Annotated in this window: 19 protein-coding genes; 3 read left to right on the forward strand and 16 right to left on the reverse strand. The window is 52.9% G+C overall.

Translation table 11 applies throughout. From position 1 onward, the window contains the following. Positions 1-380: 380 nt before the first annotated feature. The 5 genes from ACFVYJ_RS10955 to ACFVYJ_RS10975 all read right to left on the reverse strand — a co-directional run bounded on the left by ACFVYJ_RS10955 (position 381) and on the right by ACFVYJ_RS10975 (position 7451). Positions 381-3521 (reverse strand): efflux RND transporter permease subunit, encoded by a 3141-nt coding sequence (locus ACFVYJ_RS10955; RefSeq protein WP_419414951.1) that lies wholly within the window; start codon positions 3519-3521, stop codon positions 381-383. After that, positions 3518-5119 carry an efflux RND transporter periplasmic adaptor subunit gene (locus ACFVYJ_RS10960; RefSeq protein WP_419414950.1) on the reverse strand — a complete coding sequence of 534 codons (1602 nt, stop codon included), beginning with the start codon at positions 5117-5119 and terminating at the stop codon, positions 3518-3520. The genes ACFVYJ_RS10955 and ACFVYJ_RS10960 overlap by 4 nt, the downstream gene beginning before the upstream one ends. Beyond that, on the reverse strand, positions 5116-6453 hold the full coding sequence (locus tag ACFVYJ_RS10965) for a TolC family protein (RefSeq protein WP_419414949.1): 1338 nt from the start codon (positions 6451-6453) through the stop codon (positions 5116-5118). Before ACFVYJ_RS10965 ends, ACFVYJ_RS10960 begins: the two co-directional genes overlap by 4 nt. 11 nt (positions 6454-6464) lie before the next feature. Next, the gene (locus ACFVYJ_RS10970; protein ID WP_419414948.1) at positions 6465-6965 is read right to left on the reverse strand and encodes a DUF411 domain-containing protein; all 501 of its coding nucleotides are present in this window, start codon (positions 6963-6965) and stop codon (positions 6465-6467) included. A 132-nt stretch (positions 6966-7097) separates the two neighbouring features. Continuing rightward, positions 7098-7451, reverse strand: coding sequence for a hypothetical protein (locus ACFVYJ_RS10975; RefSeq protein WP_419414947.1), 354 nt, complete (start codon positions 7449-7451; stop codon positions 7098-7100). Between the two features lie 263 nt (positions 7452-7714). Here ACFVYJ_RS10975 and ACFVYJ_RS10980 point away from each other — a divergent pair, with 263 nt between their 5' ends. Next, on the forward strand, positions 7715-7924 hold the full coding sequence (locus tag ACFVYJ_RS10980) for a hypothetical protein (protein WP_419414946.1): 210 nt from the start codon (positions 7715-7717) through the stop codon (positions 7922-7924). Positions 7925-7931: 7 nt separating this feature from the next. Here ACFVYJ_RS10980 and ACFVYJ_RS10985 read toward each other — a convergent pair whose 3' ends face one another. Then, positions 7932-9500, reverse strand: coding sequence for a conjugal transfer protein TraG N-terminal domain-containing protein (locus tag ACFVYJ_RS10985; RefSeq protein WP_419414945.1), 1569 nt, complete (start codon positions 9498-9500; stop codon positions 7932-7934). A gap of 98 nt (positions 9501-9598) precedes the next feature. On the opposite strand from ACFVYJ_RS10985, the gene ACFVYJ_RS10990 reads away from it, so the two are divergent. After that, positions 9599-10564 carry an IS5 family transposase gene (locus ACFVYJ_RS10990; RefSeq protein WP_419414944.1) on the forward strand — a complete coding sequence of 322 codons (966 nt, stop codon included), beginning with the start codon at positions 9599-9601 and terminating at the stop codon, positions 10562-10564. 721 nt (positions 10565-11285) lie between these two features. Here ACFVYJ_RS10990 and ACFVYJ_RS10995 read toward each other — a convergent pair. After that, a complete protein-coding gene (locus tag ACFVYJ_RS10995) occupies positions 11286-12848 on the reverse strand; it encodes a methyl-accepting chemotaxis protein (RefSeq protein WP_419414943.1) in 1563 nt (520 codons plus the stop codon). A 515-nt stretch (positions 12849-13363) separates the two neighbouring features. Then, on the reverse strand, positions 13364-14827 hold the full coding sequence (locus tag ACFVYJ_RS11000; protein ID WP_419414942.1) for a diguanylate cyclase domain-containing protein: 1464 nt from the start codon (positions 14825-14827) through the stop codon (positions 13364-13366). A 439-nt stretch (positions 14828-15266) separates the two neighbouring features. On the opposite strand from ACFVYJ_RS11000, the gene ACFVYJ_RS11005 reads away from it, so the two are divergent. After that, positions 15267-15956: a hypothetical protein gene (locus ACFVYJ_RS11005; RefSeq protein WP_419414941.1), complete on the forward strand. Its 690-nt coding sequence runs from the start codon at positions 15267-15269 to the stop codon at positions 15954-15956. Between the two features lie 61 nt (positions 15957-16017). Here the strand turns inward: ACFVYJ_RS11005 and parC are convergent, their stop codons facing one another. From parC to nfo, 8 genes are all read right to left on the reverse strand, one after another. Next, a complete protein-coding gene (parC, locus tag ACFVYJ_RS11010) occupies positions 16018-18297 on the reverse strand; it encodes a DNA topoisomerase IV subunit A (protein ID WP_419414940.1) in 2280 nt (759 codons plus the stop codon). A gap of 43 nt (positions 18298-18340) precedes the next feature. After that, the gene (locus ACFVYJ_RS11015; protein WP_419414939.1) at positions 18341-19642 is read right to left on the reverse strand and encodes an outer membrane beta-barrel protein; all 1302 of its coding nucleotides are present in this window, start codon (positions 19640-19642) and stop codon (positions 18341-18343) included. After that, on the reverse strand, positions 19635-21527 hold the full coding sequence (parE, locus tag ACFVYJ_RS11020; RefSeq protein ID WP_419414938.1) for a DNA topoisomerase IV subunit B: 1893 nt from the start codon (positions 21525-21527) through the stop codon (positions 19635-19637). Before parE ends, ACFVYJ_RS11015 begins: the two co-directional genes overlap by 8 nt. Then, positions 21528-22166: a YqiA/YcfP family alpha/beta fold hydrolase gene (locus tag ACFVYJ_RS11025; protein ID WP_419414937.1), complete on the reverse strand. Its 639-nt coding sequence runs from the start codon at positions 22164-22166 to the stop codon at positions 21528-21530. 87 nt (positions 22167-22253) lie between these two features. After that, complete coding sequence (locus tag ACFVYJ_RS11030) at positions 22254-23021, reverse strand: metallophosphoesterase (protein WP_463255269.1); 768 nt, start codon at positions 23019-23021, stop codon at positions 22254-22256. Further along, a complete protein-coding gene (locus tag ACFVYJ_RS11035) occupies positions 23014-23454 on the reverse strand; it encodes a DUF1249 domain-containing protein (protein ID WP_419414935.1) in 441 nt (146 codons plus the stop codon). Before ACFVYJ_RS11035 ends, ACFVYJ_RS11030 begins: the two co-directional genes overlap by 8 nt. Then, entirely contained in the window at positions 23444-24097 is a 654-nt protein-coding gene (locus ACFVYJ_RS11040; RefSeq protein ID WP_419414934.1) for an NUDIX domain-containing protein, read from the reverse strand. The genes ACFVYJ_RS11035 and ACFVYJ_RS11040 overlap by 11 nt, the downstream gene beginning before the upstream one ends. A 57-nt stretch (positions 24098-24154) precedes the next feature. Further along, complete coding sequence (gene nfo / locus ACFVYJ_RS11045; protein WP_419414933.1) at positions 24155-25036, reverse strand: deoxyribonuclease IV; 882 nt, start codon at positions 25034-25036, stop codon at positions 24155-24157. Positions 25037-25043 lie beyond the last annotated feature (7 nt).

Here is a 25043-nt window from a genome sequence, read left to right on the forward strand (position 1 = left end):
ACCACTCGGGTTTTGGATCTTGATCTGAGTCAATCACCAGTCTTAAACCTTGGTGATACACCGAGCTTCTTCACCGAGTAATAGTAGAGGTTATACACCTGTGTCCATGGCACAGGTCAAGCCATTTTGTCTCGGGCATACCGGCTTATGTCTACAAGGATCAAGTAGTACAGCACTTAGTCCGGCCAGGCATTTCCACTGGCGATTTCCTTCACCACGATATCCCCCCGACATTGACAATTTTGACCGAGACTGGCCCGTTGACCATGCTAAGGCCGTGATCCTGACGCCCGGATGACGTTAGAATTACATTTAGGTAATGCTTATGTAATCTTCCCGGATAGAATGAAAACCGCGTCGAAGGAAGTCCAGCAGCGGCTTCATTCCGTCGCTTCATTTTCAACCCTCAAAGTTCCTTGCCTCCACAACAGGTAAATGGCAGGAAGTACCAGCAAGGTCAAAACGACTGCGCTCAACATTCCCCCAACCATAGGCGCCGCAATCCGACTCATAACTTCCGAGCCGGTACCCGTGCCGTACATAATGGGTAACAGCCCCACGATAATCGCAGCCGCCGTCATCATCACGGGTCTTACCCTTAGGCCGGCACCGTGCAACACCGCGTGGCGCAATGTTTCCTTTCGCGGTTCAACACCTTTCTGCTCACACTCTTCCAGCAACTGGCGATAAGCCTGATTGAGGTACACCAGCATGATGACGCCGATTTCTACTGCCACGCCTGCCAGTGCGATAAACCCAACGCCGACCGCAACGGAGAAGTTGTAGCCGAGCAAGTACATCAGCCAGATCGAGCCCACCATGGCTAGCGGCAAAGTCCCCATGATGATCGCGACCTCGGCAACGCTGCGAAAATTGAAATAGAGCAGCACGATGATAATGGCCAACGTCAGTGGCACCACATAGGTGAGTTTTTCTTTGGCTCTCAGCATGTATTCGTACTGCCCCGACCAGTTCAGGGAGTAGCCTGCGGGTAGCTCGACCTGATCGGCTACCACGGCCATGGCATTTTTTACGTAACTGCCAATATCCACGCCATCAATGTCAACAAAGGTCCAGCCATTAAGGCGGGCATTCTCGCTCTTGATGGCAGGCGGGCCGTCTTCAACAAAAACACGAGCGACATCCCCCAATGCAATGCGCTGGCCACTGGTTGTTACAATGGGCAACAGAGCCAATTGTTCTGGCGAATTACGATAATCCTGTGGATAACGCAGATTGACGGGGTAACGCTCCAGCCCCTCGATCGTCTGGGTTACATTCATGCCGCCGATAGCGGTGGCCACCACCTGCTGTACGTCGGCGATATTGAGGCCATAGCGCGCGGCTTTTTCTCGCTGGATATCCACTTTAATGTAACGACCGCCGGCCACCCGTTCAGAATAAACCGAGGCTGTGCCCGGTACATCTTTGAGTACTTGTTCCAGGCGCTTGCCGATCTTTTCGATTTCCTTGAGGTCGGGGCCTGCCACCTTGATGCCTACCGGGGTTTTAATACCGGTGGCCAGCATATCGATACGGGTTTTGATGGGCATCACCCAGGCATTGGTCAGTCCAGGAAACTTCACCAGGGCATCCATTTCTTTTTTGAGTGTTTCGGTGGTCATGCCATCGCGCCACTCCTCTCTCGGTTTCAATTGGATAAAGGTTTCAATCATGGTCAGGGGCGCCGGGTCAGTGGCCGTTTCTGCCCGACCGATTTTGCCGAATACGCTTTTCACTTCGGGTACCGTGGCAATCAACTTGTCGGTCTGCTGCAGGATCTCGCGCGCTTTACCTATGGACAGTCCAGGATAGGTGGTGGGCATATACATCAAATCGCCCTCATCCAGGGGGGGAATAAATTCGCTACCTATCTGGCTGACTGGCCAAAACCCGATAACCGTAATTACCAGGGCTAACACGAGCGTAGCTTTAGGGTAATTGAGCACAGTTTTAAGCGCAGGCATATACACGCCAATCAACGCGCGATTGAGTGGATTTTTGTGCTCGGGCAATACTTTGCCACGAATAAAATAGCCCATCAGCACGGGCACCAGCGTTACCGCTAATGCAGCGCTTGCGGCCATCGCATAGGTTTTGGTAAAGGCCAGCGGCGAGAACATACGGCCTTCCTGCGCCTCCAGGGTAAACACCGGCACGAAACTCACGGTAATGATCAGCAGGCTGAAAAATAGCGCCGGCCCCACCTCGGCGGCAGATTCCGCGACTACCTGCCAGCGATTTTCGTTGGTCAGTGGTGTTCGCTCCATATGCTTGTGCATGTTCTCTATCATGACGATGGCGCCGTCGATCATGGCGCCGATGGCAATGGCAATCCCGCCCAACGACATGATATTGGCGTTGAGTCCTTGCGCATGCATGACGATAAATGCGACAAGAATACCCACTGGCAAACTGACAATGGCCACCAGACTGGAGCGGATATGAAACAGGAAGACGACACACACCAGGGCCACGACGATGAACTCTTCCAGCAATTTGTGCCACAGGTTTTCCACGGCGCGCTCAATCAGGCCGGAACGATCATAGACCGTCACGATTTCCACACCCTCAGGCAACCCGGCCTTGAGTGTCTCCAGCTTGGCTTTGACGCCATCAATGGTTTTTTGCGCATTCTCGCCAAAGCGCATGACCACGATACCGCCTACTGTTTCACCTTCGCCATTGAGTTCGGCAATGCCCCGGCGCATCTGCGGCCCGATTTCGATGTCGGCCACATCCTTTAACAGCAAGGGGGTACCGTTCACGTTCAGGCCCAAAGGGATATTGGCCAGATCATCACGCCCCTGGATGTAGCCGGACGCGCGCACCATGTATTCCGCTTCGGCCATTTCCACCACCGACGCCCCGACCTCCTGGTTACCCTTCTGGATCGCCATTTGGATATGGGACAGCGGGATGTTGAAGGCCCGTAACTTATCCGGGTGAACCCTGACCTGATATTGCTTCACCATGCCACCCAGGGCGGAAACTTCCGACACGCCGGGAACCGTTTGCAGCTCGTATTTCAAGAACCAGTCCTGCAGGCTGCGCAGCTGGCTGAGATCGTGCTGACCGGTGCGGTCCACCAGCGCGTAGAGGTAGACCCAACCCACACCGGTGGCATCCGGCCCCAATTGCGGCCTGGCATTGGGCGGCAAAGTCGGCGCCACCTGCGACAGGTATTCCAGCACCCGCGATCGCGCCCAGTAAGCATCGGTATCCTCATCAAAAATCACGTAGACATAGGAGTCGCCGAAAAAGGAGTAGCCGCGTACGGTAACCGCACCCGGTACCGATAACATGGCGGTGGTCAGTGGATAGGTGACCTGATCTTCCACCACCTGCGGCGCCTGCCCCGGATAACTGGTTTTGATAATCACCTGCACGTCCGACAAATCGGGAATGGCATCTACCGGCGTGTTTTTCAGGGACCAACCGCCGATCCCCACCAGAATCAGGGTGGCCAGCAGCACAAAAAAACGGTTTTGGACAGACCAGCGGATAATACCTTCAATCATGGCTTGTCCTCCCCGTTGCGCTGGCCTTGATCCATATCCATCGCATCATGACTCATACCCTGATGCTGGCTGTTGTCCATGGATTGGCCGTCACCCTCCTTGGGCGCATCTTCGGACACCTGTTCCAGTCGATAGATCTGGCTGATAACGTAGTGGTTGTCCCCGTTCCGTTGAATCTCCACATGCAGCTTCATGCCGGGCTTAAGCCCACCCAGATTCACAGCAGGGTCCACAGTGAAATCCATCGTCATGGCCGGCCATTGCCAGACATCGATGGGGTCGTGAGCCAGCTTGAGCATTCGGTGTTCGACCATGACGCCTTCAATGCGGGCGCCGACCGATACCGATGCCAGTGTTTCAGGCTGCGTATCGTCATCCGGGCTGTGGTTCATGCGACGAAAATCCGAGGTCTTGCTGGATTCGGAATCAAGCAAAAATTGCGCGGAGGTCACAAGCCGGTCGCCCTCGTTGAGCCCCGACAGAATCTCCACCCGGTTCTCGCCAATCCGCCCCACCTCGACGGCGATGGATTTAAAGCGCCCGTCACCTTTAGCCAACACGACCCGCGATTGACTACCCGTGCGAATCAGTGCTTCACGGGGAATGAGCAACGCCTCCCGAGCGGGTTGTGTCGCTATCGTCATTTGCGCAAACATACCCGGTCGCAGGTAGCCGTCCGGGTTGTCGAATCGTACCCGCACCCGAGCTGTTCGAGTCTGGGTATTCAGAGACGGGTAGATATAGTCAACCGTGCCAGACCATGTGCGTCCTGGCAGATAATCGAGGTGCATGCGCACTGCATCGCCCTCCCGTACGCTCATGACCTGACGCTCGAACACTTCGCCAATGACCCAGATATGTTCCAGCTGCCCGATGGCCATCATTTCCATACCGGGTTTCACAAACATGCCTTCACGGACCATAAGATTGTCCAATACACCGGATTGCGGGGCCTTGATGGTGATGGTCTGACTGACCTTTGCGGATTTTTTCAGTCGGTGGATCTCCGATTCCGGCACCTGTAAAGCCGACAGCCGCTCCATGGCAGCAGTGATTAGTGTTGGGTTATTTCGCTTTAATGCCAGCAACAGTTCTTCCTGGGCATTGACCAGGGTAGGCGAATATAAGGCATAGAGCGGTTCGCCCTGAGTGACCGGATCTCCGGCGGCTTTGACATGGAGTTTTTCAATCCAACCCTCCACCCGTGGATGAATGTGAACAAGACGGTCTTCATCATATTGCACATAGCCCACGGTATTGACAGAGACGTCCAGCTGCCCCCGAGTAGCAGACGCTGTACGTACGCCAAGGTTATTGACCACATCGGGAGAGATGGTGACAGTGCCAATCTCCTGATCGCCGCCCGCGTCTTCATACACTGGTATCAGATCCATCCCCATAGGAGATTTACCCGGATTATCGCGCTGATAATTGGGGTCCATCGGCGCGACCCAGTAGAGTGGTTTTTTCTCGGCAGCTACGTCGTCACTGCCTGTGGTCTCTTTCATACGCCATAGGGCCGAGTAGTGCGCAAGGGTCGCTGTCGCAATCAACAAGGCAACGGTAATAAAAAAAGATTTATTCAATTGAATCTTCATGGGGTTAATCCTTCCGCGTGGTCACTGCTGGTGGCGGGAAACGGTTCTGAACCATTTTTGGACAAGAGGTAATTCAACTCGGCAATCATCTTCAGCCGATCAATCCTGATCGTTAAAAAGTCGATCTTGGCATTTAACTCAGCAATGCGGGCGCGCACCGCTTCGGCAAAGTCGCCGTCGTCGTTGTTGTAGGCGGCCAGGGCAGCTTCGGCCTGCTCTGACATTTGCGGCAATAACTGCTCGGCGTAGAGCGCGCGACGATCATTCAGACGCTGTAGCTGGACCAAGGCCGTATCAAGTTCCGCCATCAGCTGCCGCGCCATCAGTAACTTGTCAGTTTTCAAGGCCTCGGCCCGAGAAGTGGCTGCACTGACGTCTTTATCCTGTCGCTTGCCGGTGAAAAGCGGCAGGTCAAAGGTCACACCGACAGAGAACAAATCAGCGCGGTCGCGACCCATGGGATCATCGTCCCTATAGCCGTATTGGGCGGAAAGACCCCACTCAGGTTTATATTTCTGGCGCGCTAATTCGACCCCGGTCTCCATGGCATCAATACGCTGATCAAGTGCCAGCAAGAGTGGGTGCCGATTGACCTGTTCATAGAGCCAACGATCACTATCCGGCTGACCTCCCACCGATGTCGGCTCATCACCGTACTGACTGGGCACAAGCTGCGCTAACGGCAGACGGGCGCGACCGCCGACCCACTCGGATAAACGCTGTTGGGCTGACTCCGACTGTTGCCGCAGCACCGTCAAACGATCGTCCAACCGGGTAAGCTCCAATTGGGCCCGGATAATATCCTGCTGGCGGGCACGTCCCAGTGCCGACGAATAGCTCGCTTTGGTTGCATCCACCAAATGTTCAAACAGCGAGCGATCCCGCTCAATCAATCGAATGCTCTCCTGGGCCCTGAATGCGTCCAGCCACAGCTGCGAGACAGTAGCCGCTACCTTGGCCTGGCGATTCTGCCTGAGCAATGGTTCCTGTTCCGCCAACTCCTGTTTCTGACGGCTGGACAGCGCCAGACTATCGCCGCGAGGAAACATCTGACTAACACCTACAGTGAGCTGCGTCATAGGCTCCTGGTTGATATCGAAGCTATCGGTAGGAAAGTTAGCCGCCATCAGGCTGACCTTGGGGTCTGGAAGCGTCGATGCTGAAATTGATTCGCTGGTCAAAGCGTCTTCGCGATGCCGGCTACCGTTCAGCCAGGGATCCGTGGCAATGGCATGGGCGATGGCCTCATTCAGACTCAACGTATTAGCCGGGCTCTGCGCAAATACAGGAAGTCCCACCAGCAAAAACAATAAAAATACCCATTGAATGTTCATCGTTATATGTCCTATTGCTGATAGCGACTATTCACAGATGCAAACACGTCAGCCGAACCGTCTTTTTTAAGCAGCCATACCTTGTAAGGCGTAAACCTGTCACCCATCTCCATACCAGGGCTGCCTGCCGGCATGCCAGGCACACTAAGGCCGATGGCGTCATCGGGAGGATTTTCCAGAAACTGCTGAACAAAGCGCGCAGGGATATGGCCTTCGAACACATAACCGTTACTCGTCACTGCTGTATGGCAGGACTGGAACTCAGGTGCTATGCCATAGTCATTTTTAATGCGATTCAAGTCCGACGGGTGGTGGGTTTTTGTGTCAAAACCAACATCTTCCATATGGTGAACCCATTGCTGGCAGCATTGACAGGTGCGGCTTTTATAGACATCCAACGTGGCAATCGTTGCGCTTTTAGTTGCGTGATTTTCGCTTTCGGAACAAGCGGTGAGAAATAACAGGAATACGATCAGCGCCGGAACGCGCAGATAGGTATGTAACGGCTTCATGATGACTCCCAATCAAGAGTTGCAGTGAACGCGCTCGTAGCGATGGCGCGTTTTAAACATACGTTATGGGAGTTTTTATCTCCCGCTTATCGAGTCGTCAGACGCCTGAATTTCAGGCGTACCAACCCTACTTCAGCGGGAAATGGGGGGGCGAAACAGCGAGGAAGCTGCCTGGGAGAGGAAGGAAACCGAATACGCTGTATTGAGGGTTTGAGAAAACTGGACGGAAAACGGCGACAGTGTACTCACCACCGCAACGCTTGCAGAGATGCAATCCAGCTGAGAGCAGTGATCCTGGCTGCAACAATCAGCGGCATCAGCCGTAAGGGCATTATTGATCTGGATATTGTTTGCCTTGGTATGGCTTCCATGATCCATTGCCCCCGTCATTACTGGAACATCGGATTCGTGACTCATCTTGTGGTAGGGCAATTTCGCAACAGCGAACGACTGGCTGGTAAAAGCCAGTAACGCGAAGATCGCCATGTAAAATCTGAATCTGCTAAGCCACATAATCTGCAAATGGTTATATTAACCTTAGGAAAGATACCTTATTCTCTCGAAAGTTCAAACATAACGCCCTTGATGATTGACATAGATCAATCAACGGATTGTTCCATTAAGCGCCAGAACTGCAAATATTGACTTGAGGCCCACCCCGTCAGGATTGAGTGGCTGAGCTAAGTTTTTTTGTCCAACGGCGCTATACTTAAATCTGAGCTGGAGTAACCCGCAGGTGGAGTCTGCCGATGAAGACTGTCAACCGCATTGCCAATATCCTCAGAGCCAGTGCAGCTTTGCTCGTAACCGCTGTGGGCATTTTATTCAGCGCTGATGACGACGAAAGCGAAGACCGTCCCTTAGGAGATGGCTCAGACCGATTTGGGGAGCACAATTTTCGTACCGGACGTATGGACTCTGGAGCTGATCCAGATGGCTGGTATGAGGAGGACTTGTAACAGCTCCCTATTTCTTCTTCATCCCTTTTGAGACGGCCATTTTACCCAAACTGCCGCCCTGCCTTCCTGCATCATCAGCAGGCCTTGCGAGCGGGGAAGTAGCTGCAGTGATAGAGCGCCCTATATTCACCCCTGCCCACGCCATCATCCCACTCCACAGCAACGGCAGCCCCAGATAGAGGCTGGTGGTAATCATATTCAGCAGCATGCGCTTGGCGTCGTGTTCGCCGGGGTTGGCAAAGATCTGCAGGAACACATTGACGTCCGGGTACATGGAGAGAATCAGGTTTTGATCCACCCACATGGCCAGGTACCAGAGCACTGTCCAGAACTTGATGGTGAAGATGGCCATGCCACCGACCACCATCATGGCAATGGAGTAGCGGGACAAAACCACCACCAGCGGTAATAGGGCATAGATGCCCAGCAGCATAATGGCCTGTACCATGGGCAATGACTGCAACACGGCGGTCATGGTGACGGAAAACAGGGCCGATGCGGTGACCACACCACCGGTCGCCAGGCCGCCTTTGACAATATTTCCCGCGGTATTGAACAAACCCGAGCCGGAGGCATTATTGGCGATCAGTTCATTGCTCGACCAGGAGGGTGGCGCATTGGTGAGAACGGTTTTGGCGACGGCATCGTTTTGTTGTTCGCTGGCCAGGGCCGGTGCGATAGCGACCACCAGACCGGAGAAGCCGGCCGAGGTGGCATCCGCCTCGTTGATCAGCTTCTCCCGCAAGCCGATGGCCCCATCCTCCCACCACTGTTTGCAGTAAGGTTTACCCCAGGCTGGCGGTGTCGCGGGATCGTATTCCGTATCCCTGGCCGCGTTGTAAGCCCAGCCAGTAATTTGGTTGGTCGGGCGCAGGGTGTCGTAATAGCCTGCGGTATCCCGATAGACGTGTGAGCCCATCCAGTCGGGATCATCGGCACCGTAGGTGGTGAGAATGCCATTGATGGCCGCTGTGTTTGGTCGTTCAGCCTGGTATTTGGAGCGGGCCGGGATATAGCACTGGCTGAAGAAACCGCTCACCTCCTGCCTGAGTCGCGGATCGGCAATGGTGGCCAGGTGTGCTTGTTGCTCGAAGGTGCGCATATCTGCCACGGTAGGTAGACCTTCAACAATGGCGTGGTTCAGGCCGGAGCTGAGGGCGATCACGCCGTACCACCAGACGGGAACATTGACAGTTGCGGCAGAACCCGTGAAGCCGGTCGTGCCATAGGTGCTCTGTGGGGCCGCTACGGTCGCGGTTGTTGGCGTTGGGTTCAGCAAGGTCGGCGGTGGCAAATAGGACAAGGTACCGGCATTGAGTGGTGTGAGGGCAGCGGGTTGCCCGGCCAGCACGACTACCAACAGCGCAATGAACAGCTCGATCTCCATGCGCCGCAGTGAGAGGCCGCTGGCATGGCCAACCTCACCGCCCTGCGCCGGTTCGCGCCAGTTGTCGATCAGAATGCCCAGAAACGGGAGATAGACGATACCGGTACTGACCAGCACATCCCACAGAATGCCGTAGAAGGTCCAGCCAAAAAGGGAAGTAAAGAGCTCCAGATAGCTATCGACACTCATTGCCCTGCTCCAATGATCAAGCGCTAACCATCAAGGGAAGATGCGAATAAGTCCCTCAACATGAGATAATAGGGGCTCTGATGTGCAGAGGACTTTCCATGGATCACCAACTCTCTTTCGCTGATAGTGAATATCAAAACAAACGACGTAAAACTCGCAAAGAGCTATTTCTTGAGCGAATGGATACGCTAGTTCCTTGGTACATGATGTCTGACCTGATCGAGCCACATTACCCTAAAGCTGGAAACGGTCGTCGACCTTATCCACTAGAGACCATGTTACGCATTCATTGCATGCAACAGTGGTACAGTATGAGAGATCCAGCAATGGAAGATGCGCTGTATGATACGCCGCCGATGCGTTTGTTTGCTGGGCTATCTTTAGATGGCGCTATCCCGGACCACACAACCATCATGAACTTCCGTCACCTATTGGAAAAGCATGATCTGGCCCGGCAGATTTTTGAGAATGTCAGTAGCTGGCTAAGTGAAGCAGGTATCTTGGTCAATGAAGGAACGCTTTTAGATGCAACGATCATTGAAGCGCCCAGTTCGATCAAGAATAAAAGCGGCAAGCGAGATCCTGAAATGCATCAGACTCAAAAGGGGAATCAGTGGTACTTCGGCCTGAAATCTCATATCGGCGTTGATGCTAAGACAGGTCTGATACACAGCCTCACAACCACTGCTGCGCATGAGCACGACCTCAATCAAGCCGAGCACCTCTTACATGGAGAGGAAAAGTTTATTTTTGCTGACAGTGGCTATCGTGGTGCTGAGAAACGCGAAGAGCTGGAAGACGTAAAGGCTGATTGGCATATTGCTGAGATTCCGAGTAAGGTCAAAGCATTAAAGAAGCACCCACGGATCAATAAGGTTCAGTTAAAAACTGAGTACCTTAAAGCCAGTATCCGAGCCAAGGTGGAACATCCTTTCAGGATCATCAAATGTCAATTTGGTTTTACCAAAGCCTGTTATCGCGGCCTAAAGAAGAATGATGGGAAGCTAGCGATGTTGTTTGCTCTGGCTAACATCGTGCGTGTTGATCAGATGTTAAGGGCATAGGACCAATCCGTCTGAATGCTGAAAAATTAGCATTCAGACGGTGATAAATGATCAAAATTAGGACAGTTACGCTGTAAATGCGACTTAATCGACAGAATAGCTCAAAGGGAGGGGCTTGATCGTAGGTTCCTAAACTCTCCTCGATTAATACGATTCTCAATGGCTTTCAGATTCGGTTTATTGAACTTGATTCGGTTGTCAGATATAGCTCCCATAAGATCTCCTTTTGTTCATCCTCACCGGCAAAATCTGGGATGCAAATGGGATGCAAATGAAAGTAATTTTTGCATCCCAAGAGAAATCTTGAGTAACACCAGAATTGCCTACCGCAGACAGAATATAGATACAAAGCCTTTTATATCAACAACATAGAGAGCTTTAATCTACTTCGCGGAACGTTATTCAACGTCGAGAAATGAGTATAAAGAGTGAATTCAAAATCCCCCGCCTTAACGGGTGTGCCGGTTCGAGTCCGGCCGCTGGTACCAGCATTCCAAACAAAAGCCCTGCTCAGATGAGCAGGGCTTTTGTTTTTCTATCGATTCGGCAAAACCCTTACGCATCAGAAGCGAAGGCTCGACCCGCAGCACCCATAACAGCAGCGAGGCAAAGAAATGATGACCTCGTTGCGCACAAGGTTCTGAATACACTCCGCTGGAGCAGCCTACTCTATAAGACCCACCCAATATCTCAACCTAACCTGCTGACTCGCCAATTCTACTTATGCACGAAGCAGCACCTGCGGATCAAAACCGATAATCAAAGCGCCCCAGTGTCGGCCCTCTATAAACACCGGGATAGATAACTCATTGAGAATTTCTCCGGTGTCACGCACATAGGTCTGCAGCATAAAAGGTTGGGTATGGGTTGCACGACGTTGCTCTGAGCGGGTACCAAAAAAAATGCGCCGGTTACGGCTGTTAGCATTATCCTTGATAAAGTCTCCCGTCATCGGCTGCGATACTTTGGCATGGTGTGTGCCGATATAGCCATTCTTATCCACCAATACGCTATAGATAAAATCAGGATTTTGCTGCACAAAACCATCATAAAGCGGCTGCAACAGCCTATCGAATCTATCCACGTAACCGGTCATGAATTTAGCCGGTAGCTGATTTGGGTTCATACGCTGGTAGCTGGTATCAAACAGATTACAACTCAAATTCAACTGCTCTAGCTGCTGATCAACCTCCTGCTTAAACATCCGGGCTGTTTGAATAATGGCTTCAAATGCACCGTAACCGATAATAAACCGTGATAGCAGTTCTTGGCTCTCCTCAGTAGAAACCTCAAGCCCATTTGAATAGTCATTAGAGCGGCCCATCTCCTCTTTGATCTCCGCCGATAACAGGGTAATCCGCTCGACATGCTTGTGTGAATTTTTATTGGTGTAAGACAGCTCCTCGATCGCAACACTGATACTGGCAAGCTGACTATTAACCCGCTCGAAATCATCCACCATCTGATTGAACTGACCATTGGTATGCTCAATAAACTCACCCGTAGTTTCCACATACCCCATAATATTTTTAGCACTGCTATCGGTGTCGGATACCAGCGATGACATCTGCGAGATATTTTTGTCGATCTCGGTGGTCGCCTCCCCCACCTTCTGTGCCAGGCCTCTGACTTCATCAGCCACCACAGCAAAACCCCGTCCAGCATCTCCGGCACGCGCCGCTTCAATGGATGCATTCAGCGCTAACAGGTTGGTCTGATCTGAAAAATCCTGCACCATCGACAGGATCTGGGTAATGTTGTGTGAATTAGCATGTAGGCTATGCACGGTAGCCTGAAACCGTGTAACCAGATCATGAATCGCTTCGATCTGCTCCTGAACCTTGATCAGCTCAGCACGAGAGGCACGCACATCCTCCAGATTGGCGGAATTTTTTTCACTAATCTGCAAGGTGCTTTGTGCAATTTCATCGATCGCCTGAGTTGCCTCACTGCTGGACTGAAATACCTGATGAGCACTCTCCTCCTGCTCACCCGCTTTGGTATGGGCCTGACCGATAACTTTTTTCAGTCGCGCAGCAGAGAGCGCAACATTCACACTGCGTGTTCGGGTGTCTGCGATGATGCCCTTTAGCTTCTCGACAAAATCATTATAGTTTGCCGCCAGAACCGAGATCTCGTCATGGGTATATACCGGTAGAGTGGCTGAGATATCGCCATCGTTCTGTTTAATCCCACTCAGCACTTCAGTCACATCCATAACCGGCTTCATAAACAGATGGCGCATAAAGAAAATGGTTAGCACTCCGCTTATGAGCGCGAGCATCACCGTGATCAAACCAGAGAGCCATAAGTGCCTTAATGTCTCATGCAGGAGATCTGTTTGAGCAGAATTGATACCCAGACGCGAGACTGCAGCCTCTATCTCCTGCGCGTGATAATAGGCAAGGAAAAGCAGTGCAATATAAGGAGTTAAGAGAAAGAGAACATTGCCGGCAATTTTTTTGGTCAGAGAATTGAAAAAAGTTTTTTCAATATTTTTATATAAGCTCATGGCGGGTTTTCAGCATAGTTATTATTTTACAGCAAGCTAACAAATACCATGCCAAACCGTTTATAAAACTTAACCATCTGAAAAATAAGACTAATTTATAAAAAAACCAAAAAATATACTGGCCATTCCCGGTAAAAAATAGCAGCGTCGCAACAGCTTATTCGTTAACGCCACAGCTGTCGCATCAGCAGCAAACCGCACTATCTACCCTGAGCCTGCTGCCTGCCCGGCGCATGTGGAGCCTCAACTGTCAGCGTTTTGAAGACTACACCTTGAAGCAAACGCCTTCAGTCATTTCCCCGACCACCAGACCCCGGCTGGTAAGTAGCAACCCCATTCCCCCCCGCTGTTTTAACCCGCAACATTGCCTGTTCGGCATGTTCCAGCAAGGTTGCGCTATCAACACCATCCCGAGGATAAAATACCAACCCGATACTGGCACTTAGGGGTAGTGGGAGCGTTTCCAGTTCACTGATTGCGGCGATCTGCTGCAGTAACTGTTGACCGATCAACTCTGCTGTTTTTGCATCGGCCAGGTCGCTTAAGAGCAGTGCGAATTGGTCATCCGCCAGGCGAGCAACAGTATCCGCCTGGGGAAAGTTAATCAGGCTGGCGGCCAACTGCTCAAGCACCCGATCGCCCACAGCATCACCTAACTGTTGATTCAGTTGATCAAAGTTATCCAAGTCGACAAACAATACCGCAGCCAGACCATCATCACGCTGACAATGCTGCAAGGTTAATTGTATCCGCGCCATGAGTAATAACCGATCTGGCAAACCGGTAAGGGGATCATGATGCAGAGGCTGATCCCGGTTACTCTCTGTGCGGTCAGCCTTCGCCATACGAAAGAACACCAATTTAACCAAGAGGGTAACCACAACCAGCAGCAACAAACCGACCAACAACAACCGGGTAAACAGCGAGTCCAGTCCGTGCTGTAACTGCTGCACTTTCTCCGCTTCTAACTCTAAGGCTGGCATAGCGACAAGGTTCCACTGGCTACCTGTTATTGGCACTTCGCCGCGAATGCGTGACTGCTCCTCGGGTTGCAAACGCCAGTTACGGCGATAGGTACCGCGGGCACCCGCTTCAGTAAACTCAATCATCTGTTGATTCTGCCGGTGCAGCAGCATCACTTCGACACCATGACTGCTAAAGCGCTGCAGCGTGCCCGTAATAATCGGGGTCAGAAAGTTAGCGAAAAAGATAACCCTGCCAGCAGCACTGTCAACTGAGACCATGACATCAAAGTGCGTCAACTGTTGATTAGGGTGCAGAGATCGATAATCAGACTGGGCATCTGCGGCATACATCTGAATGGCGTATTCACAGGGCTGACCAATCAGTTTTTTGATCGGTTCCAGAATGGGTTTACCCGACGTATCAGCCAGAGTGAATGCCACCACATCGGGGTAGGCTTGTTTGAGCAATGTCAGCAGACGCTGATACACACCGCTGCCTATCGTCGGGTCTGCCAACAGCTGATTTATCTCAGCACGATTAGAGCTGACAAACAGGCCGATACTGGCCTCCAGTTCCTCAATTCTGCTTTCCAGGCCAGCGCGGGTTTTCTGTAACGCCAGATCGACTTGCTGCTGCAAATCAGCTTGCATGGCCCGGTCAGCCTGTCGCGCACTGCTGCCATACCACCAGCATGCGGCTACCACATAACCGCTGATACACAGCAAAATGATTACAGTTTTTTTAATCCAAGGCGTACGACAAAAAAATGACGTAAAAACCGACATTTAGAACCACCTGTAAAGCATATTGTATGCTGGGAAACTATGTCAGTCAGATCCGTTTGTAAACTATTTACGTGTTTTTTCTGATTCAAAATCATAGCTAAGCAATTGTTGAATATAGCTTTTCACAACCTGCGACGGCCAAAAGCCGAGCTCTCACAGGTCAGCCAGAAACATGACTGTAACTTAAAACGTAGTATTTCATCTGTTCCATTCAGCGCATTGATCTCAGGGAAGGTGAATAATTTGCGTGTTAAGACCGCACCCTATGCCGTTACCCACCACACTTACCAACTATACTGAAAGCCCCGTCAAGGGAATTACCTAAGGAACCTACGAATAAGCCCAAAACGCCTCTGGCTTTCAGAGCATTTTGAGATCAAGACAGCGCTTGCAGGCATGCTGGTTGCCTGTCGAAAATCGGTAACGCAGGAGGCACTATATGACCAGGCTTTGGATGACATTTTTTGTTCTATTTTTGACCGTGCCAGAGCTGGCGTTTGCAGCCAAACCACCGCCTAAAAACCCACCGGCTGCTGCACCTGAAATCCATTCAATCAAGGTGAGTTACAACGACTTAGAAGTCTTAGTGGCGGGCGCCAATCTCAACCCGGATTCGGCGACAGTTACGTTGGGCGGAGCCGCCGCTGATATACACGTCGACTCCACGTCCGAATTATTGATACTGCCGTTTACAACCGCAGTGTCTGCCGCAGTGAATACACCAGGCAACTACATGCTCTCCCTGACCACTGATGGTGGCAGCCTGAATCTGTCGATTTTCGTCCCCTTTGGTCTGGTCTATCTGCCTCCCGGTGATGGCCCCTGCCCCTGCGAGGGTGACTGGGATCTATACGCCGGGCAAGCACCTCCGGCAGGATACGCAGGAGAGACTCCGTACTGCATGATTGATTCTGCCGATTACGTCACCGTGCAGTTTGCTGACACGATTGGGAGTATTTACTGGGTACTGAGAACCCAGTGGGACGGTTCCACTGGTTTTTGCGAGCAGTATTTAGATGGCCCACGCCGCGCACTGATCAATGAAGATGAATACAACGCCTGTACCAGCTATCTACGTACAGGCTATGTCGATGTCTATCCTGGCACTGGCAGTGACTGCCTGTTTTAATTCAAATACTCAAATAAAAAGCCCGGTCAGTTAAGCCGGGCTTTTTATTGATCTATCAGAACTAGGTATCAGCATCCTCTTCTGCGGCAGCCTTGGCTTCAACGCCCAGTTGATCCACCCGCTGATACCCCCGCGGCAGTTTGTTGCCACGTCGGCCGCGCTCACCACGGTAGTGCTCCAGATCGGAACCCTTCAGGCGCAGGAACTGCTTGCCGGAGTGCACCAACAGGCAGTCCTCCGGCCCCAGCACTGCCTGGGCCACGACAATCTCATCGCCTGACGCCGCCCGGGCAGTTGGGATATTAATGATCTTGTTACCCTTACCCCGGGATAGCTCAGGCAGTTCTGCGACCGGGAACAACAGCAAACGTCCTTCATTAGTTGCTGTGGCAATCAGTTGACTGGTTTTATCTTCCACCGGCAACGGCGGCAGCACTTTGGCATTCTTGGGTAACGTCAGCGCAGCTTTACCGTTTTTGGTTTTACTGGTTAACTCGCCAACACAGGTAATAAAACCATAACCGGCATCCGAAGCCAGCAATAAGCTATCGCTGTCTTTACCTGCAATGGCACCTTCAATGGTCGCCCCTTTCGGCATACTGATCCGTCCGGTCACCGGTTCGCCCTGGCCTCGCGCTGAGGGCAGGTTATGGGTATCCAGAGTGTAACTGCGCCCGGTGGAATCCAGCAGCAGTGTTGGCTGGTTCGCCCGTGCCTTACAAGCCAGTTTAAAGCCATCGCCTGACTTGTAGTTCAGGCCTTCAGCATCGATGTCATGCCCTTTGGCTGCGCGTACCCAACCCTGCTTGGAAACCACGACGGTAACAGGATCGGCCGTTAGCAGGTCTTTTTCGCTAAAGGCCTGAGCTTCTTCCCGCGACACAATCGGCGAACGACGCTCATCACCATATTTTTCCGCATCCTCGGTCAACTCCTGCTTAATCAGGTCACGCATGGCAGCATCAGACCCCAGAATGGCTTCGAGCTTTTTCCGCTCCTGCTCCAGCTCATCCTGCTCACCACGAATCTTGAACTCTTCAAGCTTGGCCAGATGGCGCAGTTTCAGGTCAAGAATCGCATCCGCCTGCACATCAGTCAGGTTAAAGCGCCGCATGAGCTCCTGCTTGGGATGGTCCTCATGCCGGATAATGGCAATCACCTCATCAATATTCAGATAGGCCACCATCAAGCCTTCCAGAATATGCAGGCGTTCCATCACCTTATCCAGACGATGCTGCAGGCGCTTGCGCACCACACCGGTTCGCCAACTGAGCCATTCGATCAGGATACGCTGCAGATTCTTCACCTGCGGTCGACCATCCGTGCCGATCATGTTCATGTTAACCCGGTAGGTACGTTCCAGGTCGGTCGAAGCAAACAGGTGTGCCATCAACTGTTCAATATCGACCCGATTTGAACGGGGCACAATCACTAAGCGGGTCGGGTTTTCATGGTCTGACTCATCGCGCAGATCACTTACCATTGGCAGTTTTTTCTGCTGCATTTGCGCCGCAATCTGCTCCAATATCTTGGCGCCAGACACCTGATGCGGTAACGCGGTGATGATGATGTCACCCTCTTCCCGCATATAAACAGCACGCATACGCAGTGAACCACGTCCGGTTTCATAGAGTTTTTTCAACTCAGCCCGGGGCGTGATAATTTCAGCGTCCGTTGGCATATCCGGGGCAGGAACAAACTCGCATAGTCGGTCAAGATCAGCCTCTGGGTTATCCAGCAGATGAATACAGGCGGCAGTCACCTCGCGCAGGTTATGCGGTGGAATATCGGTAGCCATACCCACCGCAATACCGGTGGTGCCATTCAGCAGCACATTCGGTAGTCGCGCTGGTAAAATGGCAGGTTCACGCATGGTGCCATCAAAGTTAGGTTCCCAATCCACCGTACCCAGACCCACTTCTGACAGCAGCACCTCAGCATAGGGCGCCAAGCGGGATTCGGTATAACGCATGGCAGCAAAGGACTTGGGATCGTCCGGTGAACCCCAGTTACCCTGCCCGTCCACCAACGGATAGCGATAGCTGAACGGCTGCGCCATCAGCACCATCGCTTCATAGCACGCCGAGTCGCCATGAGGATGAAATTTACCCAGCACATCACCCACGGTGCGTGCCGATTTTTTGTATTTAGCCGTGGCTTTCAGCCCCAGCTCCGACATTGCATACACAATTCGGCGCTGCACCGGCTTCATGCCATCGCCGATGTGCGGCAGTGCCCGGTCGAGAATGACGTACATGGAATAATCCAGATATGCCTTCTCGGTAAAATCCTTCAGCGACAGGCGTTCAGTTTCGCCTTCAAAGGTGGTTTGCATTGTCATAGGTATCCATTCACCGTTCGCTTAAACCGCTGCTAGTGCAGCGTTACAAAAACAGGGTCGCATCAATTGAAAACAGCCATTGCTGGCGTTCCCGGCCATTAAACTGGTTGGGCAGGGCACCACCAAACGGCTGTCCCTCACCCTCAAACTGGTCATAACGCAGCTCTGGCCGGATGCGCAACCAGGGTTGGGGGTACCAGGACAGGTTGGCGGTCCAGGCACTGTATTCACCACCCGGCAGCAGAAAAAACGCCCCCTGGCGGTCAAACATTTTTTCAATTCGGGTCGCCAGTTGCAGGTCCGTGCGCAGCTGATGTGTCAGGCTCAGATTCCAGCCATACCATTCACTGGTAGTCACAATTGGCAAGCCGGGCGGGTTATTGCTGTCTGCCGGCACATCGCCGCCTTCCTGCCGGCCATAGACGCTGTTCAATACCCAGCGCCAGTCACTTGTGGCACCGAACTGATGACTGACTGTCAGCGAATGAAATTGGCGAAACAGATTCCGGTTATTGCTGCTGATGGCAATAAAGGGTGCCTGATCGGTGATACCGTTTTCAGACTGTTCATTGCCCCAGATACTTTCTAGGTCAACCCAGGTTGCCATATCAGGGCTGCGCCACTGCAAACCGGTAATCAGGCTTTTATCGTCATTGTTATCCTGCAGGTTATTCCAACCCTGCACCAGACCCAACTCCAGCCCCCACAGGCCGTACTGTTGATCAACTGGCAACCGGGTCGAAACCAACCCACCAAAGTGTTTACTGGGGCCATAAAGAAACGCATAGGCATGGCTGTAAAACGGACTGGGTGGATCAATCGGCGCACCAACTTCATTACCTATGTTGGTAAACCAGGTGCCAAACTGTAATGTAGTACCACCGCCCCAGGGGGCATACGCCTTCACAAACCACTGGGGCAGAATGACAACCCGTTTTTCAGCCTCATTAATGCCCCACTCATCATCAAAACCGTAGGTGCGACTGAAGTCTTCGCCATAGCGTCCCTGGAGCAGGAAACCCCAGTCCCAGTCATCATAACGGGCACCGGGGAAAGGCCCGATACGGGGCCTGATACGGCTATTGAGGGGCTTCTCGATAATGATCTCTGCCCGGTTGAGGACAAAACCATCGTGCAAGCTGAGAAAACCGGCAGGAAAGATATTACTGCTGCCATGGTCAGCGGCAATCAGGCCACTCTGCAGCCGCGCTGCAATGTCGATATGTTGTTGCTGCCACAAATCACGGTCCACAAACAGCTGGTAGAACCAGCCTTTGGGTTGGGCAGCCTGCACCGGGGTCAGGCTACTCAACAACAGCAGTAGCAACAGTGCCGTTTTATACATCCGCTAGGTTGCCTTTGCTTTCCAGCCAGCTTTTGCGGTCCGGGGAGCGTTTTTTAGCCAGCAGCATATCCATCATTTCGTTGGTGCCATCCCCGGCATCGATGGTTAACTGCACCAGACGGCGGGTATCCGGAGACATGGTGGTTTCTCGCAGTTGCAACGGGTTCATCTCACCCAAACCTTTAAACCGCTGCACGCCAATTTTGGCATTTTTCCGTTCGGCCCGAATCCGTTCGATAATGCCATCACGCTCACCATCATCCAGCGCGTAATACACCTCTTTTGCCACATCGATCCGGTATAGCGGTGGCATTGCCACGTAAACATGGCCCGCCGCTACCAGCGGACGGAAATGACGTACAAACAGGGCGCAAAGCAAGGTTGCGATATGCAGTCCGTCGGAATCGGCATCGGCCAGGATACAGACCTTACCGTAACGCAGACCCTTCAGGTCATCAGAGCCTGGCTCAACCCCAATCGCCACCGAGATATCATGGATCTCCTGAGAACCCAGCACCTCACCGGGATCTACCTCCCAGGTATTCAAGATTTTACCGCGCAGTGGCATGATCGCCTGAAATTGACGGTCACGGGCCTGTTTGGCGGAACCACCGGCAGAGTCACCCTCCACCAGAAATAGCTCAGACTGCATGGTATCGGCACCGGAACAATCCGCCAGCTTACCAGGCAGCGCCGGTCCGGATGTGACCTTTTTCCGCACCACTTTGCGACTAGAGCGCAACCGCCGCTGGGCGTTGCTGATCACCACTTCGGCCAGTTTTTCTCCCTCCTCAACGTGGCGGTTAAGCCACAGGGAGAAGGCGTCTTTCATTGCGCCGGTGATAAAAGCGGCAATCTGGCGGGAGGAGAGGCGCTCCTTGGTCTGGCCAGCAAACTGTGGATCACGCATCTTGGCCGATAGGATATAACAGCAGCGCTCCCAGATATCATCACCGGTGAGTTTCACGCCCCGGGGCAGCAGATTACGGAATTCACAAAACTCCCGCATCGCTTCCAGCAAACCGGTACGCAGACCATTAACATGGGTGCCGCCCTGCGCGGTAGGGATCAGATTGACATAGCTTTCACAGGTCATCTCGCCACCTTCCGGCAGCCACTGTACCGCCCATTCCACCGCATCCTCTTCACCCTGCAGTGACCCGGTGAAAGGCTCTGCCGGGACAGTCTCATAAACCTGGGTGGTACCTTTGAGATAGTCCACCAGACCATCTTCGTAGTACCACTCCTCTTTCTCCCGCGCGCTGCCGCTCAGGTCGGTAAAGGTCATCTTGAGTCCGGGACAGAGCACCGCCTTTGCGCGCAGATTATGTTTCAGGCGACTGACACTGAATTTGGGACTGTCAAAGTAGCTCGCATCGGGCAGGAAACGCAGGGTGGTACCGGTATTACGTTTACCGCAGGTATCAACCACCTCCAGTTCGGATACTTTTTCACCGTCCGCAAAGCCGATGCGATACACCTGACCATCGCGCCGCACCTGCACTTCCAGCAGTTTGGACAGTGCATTGACCACGGAGACACCTACCCCGTGCAACCCCCCGGAATAGGTGTAGTTATCATTATTGAATTTACCACCGGCATGCAGCTTGGTCAGAATCAACTCAACCCCGCTAACCCCCTGTTCAGGATGGATATCCACCGGCATGCCGCGCCCATCATCACTGACACTCAGGGAATTGTCCTTATTCAGGATCACATCGATCTGGCGCGCATGGCCTGCCAGTGCCTCATCCACCGAGTTATCAATCACTTCCTGAGCCAGATGGTTAGGACGGTCGGTTTCGGTGTACATACCGGGACGGCGCCGGACAGGCTCCAGTCCGCTGAGAACTTCAATGGCTTCCGCGTTGTATTGCTTGGACATCTAGTGCGGTTCCTGTGAACGAGAAACATTAATGGGAGTGGCCGGTGGCAGCTCAATGTAACCTTGGGCAAAAGCAAGTATCGCCGGGATCAACTGATCGAACTGTGCAAAGCCATGACTGCCACCCGGCTGAATAAATTGGGGAGAATCGGCAAACATCGCCACTGCTTCGCGGTAATCCAACGTTTCATCACCGGTCTGGGTCAGCAGCAGATAGCGGGAAGGGTCTGCGATCTGTTCGCACCTCAGTTGCAGCAACTGTAACAGGTGCCCTTCGGTCAATTGATAGACCTCGCCAGAATACAGATTCTGGTTTTCCCCCAGGTATGCCGGCAGCAGCTCATGTGGCCTAACCGCCGGATTGATCAGCACAGTCCTCACATGAGGGTAGTGCTCGGTCAACCAGGTACTGTAATAACCGCCTAGGGAGCTACCCAGCAGAATCACCGGCCGGTGCCAATGTTGTTCTATCAGCGCCTGCAGTTGATGCATCGCTTCCCTGGGCCAGTGTGATAGTCCGGGAATTGCCACCTGATCTTCACAACCTGACTGTTGCATATAGTGCAAAAACAATTGCGCCTTCATCGACTGGGGCGAACTGTTAAAACCATGTACGTAGATAAAAAATGGTGCGGTCATAACTCTCCTCTGGCTAGGAAAGTTATCGGGAAGCGTCGCTCAAGTCCAGCATGGCAGTGCATGACAAGCAAGATTATGACACACGGCTTATTCAACCGTAGGCAAATGGGTGACACTGACGTCTATGCTACCATCCGGCCAGAGACGATAACGGCTGAAGGCTGGCGCGGCCAGGTAGGTATCAGGCTCATCCTCAGGCTCCTCGGTACCGGCACGATACTGCGGTGCTGTCGCCGGAGAACAGTACAGTGCAACATCGCCCCGCCGCTCGTCCCGACGATGGTGCAGATGACCAAACACCACCGCTCTGACCTGCTGTGAAGCCTCGATACACTGCCAGAAGGCATCGGGATTGCCGAGTGAGATCCGGTCCTGCCAGGCACTCTGCACCGGCATCGGATTATGATGCAACACCACCAGACAGTGTTTGTCATTTGCATCCTGTAACTGCTGCTGCAAAAACAGTAGTTCAGCCGCTGCCAGGGACCCGCCACCCAGACCATTGGGTGCTGCCGTACTGTCCAGCAGAATCACCCGCCAATGGGGAAATTCCAGCCATTTGCGATTCAGTGCTGGGAATGCCGCCATGGCATCGGGCAGGTCATGATTGCCGGGGATCCAGCAGCTGGGAAATGGTAGCTTTGCTACCGCATCCACTAAACGACGGTAGGCACTAGGAGCATGGTGAGTCAGGTCACCCGTGAGCAGCAACAGGTCAGCATCACTGTCGGCTACCGCTGCCAACGCCAGCTGAAACCGCTGTTCCGCATCCTGGCCTCGGCGGAGCGTGCCTGGCTGTTCCGGCAAGTGCAGGTCAGTCAGTTGTAGCAGTTCAACGGGGGCCGCTTTAGCCACTGAACACGAGCTCTGCACAATGGCCATGCTGCAGGCATTCAGTTAACCATTCACCCAGATGCTGGTTAAGCTGGGCTTTTTCATCTGGCTGGTGCATCTGTCGGTTAGGGTAAGGATAGGCACCGGACAATTGCTTGCGCTGCAGGCAGACCACTTCTGCCATTGCCGCATCATGGTACAGACGCACCACCATGCCGGGAGCCGCCAACCAGGGAATATCACTGGCAAACCGATGCCGGATCACTACCGTGGAGGTATAACGAAACCGTTCATCCACCCGGATTTCGAGTTCAGCATGATGATTCTGCCAACTGATCTGATACATGCGTACATCACGACGATCCAGATCAGGCATCAGTTTCATGATCCGGGCGTAGTTGGTTTCGCACACCGCCATCTGACGGCTCAGGTCTGGCACATATTTACGTTTCATCACTCTCCCCGGAATCCAGCGTACCCCACTGCTGGCGTAATCGCTGATGATTCAGTTGCAACCATTGCAGCGCAATGATGGCCGGTGAATTGTAGATCTTACCCTGGTGTAGCAAGTCAAAAGCGTCACTGGCAGCAAACAGATGGACACGAATATCCTCGCCCTCATGTGCCAGGCCATAATCCCCGCCTAACACACTGCTATCCACTGCCGCACAATACAGGTCAATATACTCCCGGGTAGCGCCCGAGCTGGGAACAAAGCGGATGATATGTTCGAGTTCACCCAGCGCCGCACCCGCTTCCTCTTCAGCTTCCCGTTCCGCTACCTGTTGCGGTGTTTCACCTGCCTCAACAATACCTGCAACCAGCTCCAGCATCCAAGGTCCATCCGGGTGTTCCAGCGAACCCACCCGAAACTGCTCCACCAGCACCACCCGATCAAGGCAGGCATCGTAGAGCAGCACACACACCGCATCATCACGGTAAAACAGTTCGCGCTGGATATGAATCTCACCCCCGGCGAAAGTACGGTGTTTCAGATACAGTCTCAGCATCCGAAAAAAGCCCTCGTACAGCGGTTCCTGCCGTTCGAGTGAGAAATCCGCGTTACCGTAGGTTGGCGACCAGTGTGTTACTGCCATGTTGCGACTCTGTTAACGAAAACTTCACTATAGCATGCCGCTTTTCGCTGCCGCAGATCAAGCAGTGACAGGCGAACGGGCAGCATGGGCAAACTGCCGCAGGAGCTGAATTTCATCTGCCCAGAGGGTTTCATCTATGGTTTCCAGCACCAGCGGGATGCCGCGCAAATGGTCATCCGACATGAGATAACGAAACACCTCCAATCCTATCTCACCCTGCCCCAGACTGTGGTGCCGGTCCAGCCGCGAATTCAAACCACCTTTTGAATCATTCAGATGCATACCACAGAGGTATTCAAAACCCACGCTATCCGCAAATTCAGCAAACACCTGGGCACTACTGTCGAAGGTACGCAGATCATAACCGGCGGCAAACAGGTGGCAAGTATCCAGACAAACGCCAACCCGGCTTTTATCCTCCACCTGATCAATAATCTCAGCAATCTGAGCAAAGTTATGCCCCAGATTGCTGCCCTGACCGGCGGTATTTTCTATCACCGCAGTAACGCCTTCAGTTTGTTCCAGTGCCAGATTAATCGACTCGGCAATTCGGCGCAGACACTCAGTCTCAGTAATCTCACGCAGATGACTACCAGGATGAAAATTCAGATAACACAGCCCGAGCTGAGCACAACGTTGTAACTCATCAACAAACGCCCGCCGCGACTTAGTCAACGCCTCCGCCTCAGGGTGTCCTAGATTGATCAGATAGGAGTCATGCGGTAACACCTGTTCCGGTGCGATACCGGCAGCTTCACAGTTTTGCCTGAAGGCCGCGATATTCTTGGGGTCAAGCGGCTTCGCCTCCCAGCGACGCTGGTTTTTAGTAAACAGCGCAAACGCATTAGCACCTATGGCCTGTGCATTCAGCGGTGCATTCTGCACCCCGCCACTGGCACTGACATGAGCACCAAGGTAATAGGGTTTAAGATCTGACATAGTTTCC

The organism is Pontibacter sp. JAM-7 (assembly GCF_048548695.2).
GTDB lineage: Bacteria > Pseudomonadota > Gammaproteobacteria > Pseudomonadales > Balneatricaceae > Neptuniibacter.